Raw genomic sequence first — 3,063 nt, 5'->3', positions numbered from 1 at the left:
GCCTTTCTGAGGGCACCTACCCCCAGCTGATCTACCATTTCGGCAGTGGTTTCAGGGGCATATTCCACCTGCAGGAAATGACGGGCAAACTGATTTTTCATCACACGGCAGGTGCTCCCGCCAAAACGTCTGCCTGTAGCTGTAGTGGAAACATCTGTAGCCTTCAGAACCATGTTTTTATAATTGGGATGTACGCCGCATTCTTCTGCCAGAAGGAAGCGTGTACCCATCTGCACGCCAACTGCGCCCAGCATGAAGGCTGCCGCCATACCGCGGCCGTCCCCGATGCCGCCTGCCGCCAGAACGGGGATATCCACTGCATCGGCCACCTGAGGCACCAGGGGCATAGTGGAAAGTTCGCCGATATGACCTCCGCTTTCTCCGCCTTCGGCAATGACTGCATCAGCACCGGCACGAGCCATCATTTTTGCAGCTGCTACGGAAGCCGCTACAGGAATGACCTTGATACCCGCCTCTTTCCACATGGGAACGTATTTATTAGGGATACCTGCCCCTGTTGTCACTACCGCAACCTTTTCTTCTGCAACGATTTTCGCCACTTCCTCTACATGGGGGCTCATCAGCATGATATTCACGCCGAAGGGTTTATCTGTCAGGCTTCTGGCAATGCGGATCTGTTCTCTCAGATAATCGCCGCCGGCGTTCATGGCAGAAATAATGCCCAGACCGCCGCCGTTGGAAACGGCAGCTGCCAGTTTGCCGTCAGCGATCCAAGCCATGCCCCCCTGAAAAATGGGATATTCGATGCCAAGCATCTCACAAATCGGTGAAACGATCATATCGTCGTCCTCCTTACTTTCTTCTTACGCCAGTTTTGCTTCGATCAGTTTTACCAGATCGGAAACTGTGTTTACTTTGTTTTCGCCCATTTCGATTTCTGTGCCGAATTCTTCTTCCAGATTCATCAGCAGTTCCATTACGTCCAGAGAGTCGATGCCCAGTGCGCCGAATTCTGTTTCCATTTTGATTTCTGCTGCTTCACATTCCAATTTTTCTGCTAACAGTTCTGCAATTTTTTCGAATACCATAATTTTCATTCTCCTTTTTTCATTTACCATTTTAATAAACAACATGCACTTGCCAGACCGCCGCCAAAGGCAGGCAGTAATAAATAATCTCCTCGTTTCAGCTTCCCTGCGCGGTTCAGTTCATCCAGCGCGATGGGGATGCTGGCGGAAGAGGTATTGCCATATCTGTCGATGTTCACACAGAATTTTTCCATGGGAACCTTCAGTTTTCTGCTGGCAAAATCGATAATACGAATATTGGCCTGATGAGGTACGATGTAGGTAATGTCCTCATAGGTCAGTCCGTTTCTCTGCACCAACGCATCGCAGTCCTTCACGATGGCGTTGACTGCAAATTTGAACGTTGCCTGTCCGTCCATATATACCAGCGGACTCCATTCCTGTCCTCTTTCATAGTAAGGGGAACTGCCTACAGGAAGGGCAAATCCGAGGATCTCCTCGTTGCCTTCTACATGGAACTCGGAATCGATGTAATTTTCGCCTGTTTCCAGAACTACCGCACCGGCACCGTCACCAAAAATGACCGCTGTGCCTCTGTCCGTCCAGTCCAGAATACGGCTCATGCGTTCTGTGCCGATGACGAGGGCTTTTTTCACTTTCCCTCTGGCAAAATAACCGGCCACCGTTTCCAGCGCAAAATCGAAAGCGGAACAGGCCGCATTCACCTCCAGCGCCATGCAACTAAGTCCCAGCAGTTTCTGCGTTACACAGGCTGTGGAGGGCACCTGATTTTCACCGGAGATCGTTGCCAGCAGGATCAGGTCGATCTCTTCGGGAGCAACACCGCTGTTTTCCAGAGCCGCTTCTGCTGCCTTTGCCGCCATCTCCGCCGCTGTCTCATTGACACTGAACCGACGTTCTTTTACGCCGACTCTCTGGGTGATCCATGCGTCATTGGTATCTAAAAACTGTGACAGGTCATCATTGGTCACCACCTTGGGCGGCACATAACTGCCTGTTCCCAATACACGAAAGCTCATTTCTGTTCCTCCCTTTTTCTGGGGAAAGAGCTTTTCCTGTTCCCCCAATTTTTGGTTTCGAAAAGTTAGTACCCCAAATTTCAAAAAAGGTTACACCATTTTTTCAAAAAAATTTTCGCAAAAAATAAAAAATGCCGAAAATCGTTGAGAACTCAACATTTTCAGCATTGAAAAATTTTTTAATTTTTTTTATTTCAGATGAAATTTATCTGTTTTTCTGTGCCCAATACAGAGCCAGTGCCGCCAGTGTTGCGCTGACATAAGTCAGAAAACCTCCCCACAGCAGCAGGCGGCGTTTGCGCATCTGCTTTGCCAGCAGCACAAAATCCTCTGCATCAGAAATGGGCAGATCCATTTTGATCCCTTCTGCGGGACGATATTTTTTATAGTATGCTCTGCATGCAGGACATTCTCTCAAATGTTCCTTCACCAGTTTTTTGCTTGCTTCGCTTGCCACGCCGTCATGATACATGGGCGCAAGGTCTGTCACGATCTCACATTTCCAGTTCATCCTTCAACACCTCCATCAGCATTTTCTTTGCTCTGAAATAAATGACCTTTGCGGAACTTTCGCTGATCTTCAAAATCTGCGCGATCTGGGAAAAAGGCAGTTCTGCATAGATCCGCAGCAGCACCACATCCCGATATTTTTTCGGAATATTTTCCACCACTTTACGCACTGCTTCTTCCACGTCCTTTTGATGCATATGCTCCTCAGGGCTGCAGTCTCCGCTCAGATAACTCTGGGCCACCAGTTCCAGATTGGCCGCATCCAGATGGAGCTTTTTCTTTTTCAGATATTTGAAATAGACATGCTTCCCAATGGCTGCCAGCCAGGTGAACACCTCACAGTCGCCGCGGAATTTATGGAAAGATTTGTAGGCCTGCAGAAAGGTTTCCTGGGTCAGATCCTCCGCCAGCGTAGCATCGGCACAGAGACGATACAGGAAGGCATACACTTTCTGATAATATTCCCGATACAATGTTTCAAAGGCTTTCATCCGATCACCTTCCTTTGTTTATTTCAGGATTTT

The 3,063-nt window shown here is 48.6% G+C and carries 5 protein-coding genes; all 5 read right to left on the bottom strand.

The features are described 5' to 3' along the window. A partial coding sequence (locus ACJMLT_RS01350) for a nitronate monooxygenase (RefSeq protein WP_405725443.1) occupies positions 1-797 on the bottom strand: 797 nt, incomplete at its 3' end. 27 nt (positions 798-824) lie between these two features. After that, positions 825-1,049 carry an acyl carrier protein gene (locus ACJMLT_RS01345; protein WP_405725440.1) on the bottom strand — a complete coding sequence of 75 codons (225 nt, stop codon included), beginning with the start codon at positions 1,047-1,049 and terminating at the stop codon, positions 825-827. A gap of 23 nt (positions 1,050-1,072) precedes the next feature. Next, positions 1,073-2,029 carry a beta-ketoacyl-ACP synthase III gene (locus ACJMLT_RS01340; protein WP_405725437.1) on the bottom strand — a complete coding sequence of 319 codons (957 nt, stop codon included), beginning with the start codon at positions 2,027-2,029 and terminating at the stop codon, positions 1,073-1,075. 205 nt (positions 2,030-2,234) lie between these two features. After that, positions 2,235-2,540 carry a zf-HC2 domain-containing protein gene (locus ACJMLT_RS01335; protein WP_405725434.1) on the bottom strand — a complete coding sequence of 102 codons (306 nt, stop codon included), beginning with the start codon at positions 2,538-2,540 and terminating at the stop codon, positions 2,235-2,237. Next, the gene (locus tag ACJMLT_RS01330; RefSeq protein WP_405725431.1) at positions 2,524-3,030 is read right to left on the bottom strand and encodes an RNA polymerase sigma factor; all 507 of its coding nucleotides are present in this window, start codon (positions 3,028-3,030) and stop codon (positions 2,524-2,526) included. The genes ACJMLT_RS01335 and ACJMLT_RS01330 overlap by 17 nt, the downstream gene beginning before the upstream one ends. Between the last annotated feature and the right edge of the window lie 33 nt (positions 3,031-3,063).

It is taken from the genome of Anaerotignum sp. (genome assembly GCF_045122575.1).
In the GTDB taxonomy this organism is placed as follows: Bacteria; Bacillota; Clostridia; order Lachnospirales; family Anaerotignaceae; genus Anaerotignum_A.
The sequence above is the reverse complement of the archived record's forward strand: the minus strand, read 5'-3'. Positions and strand labels throughout refer to the sequence as shown.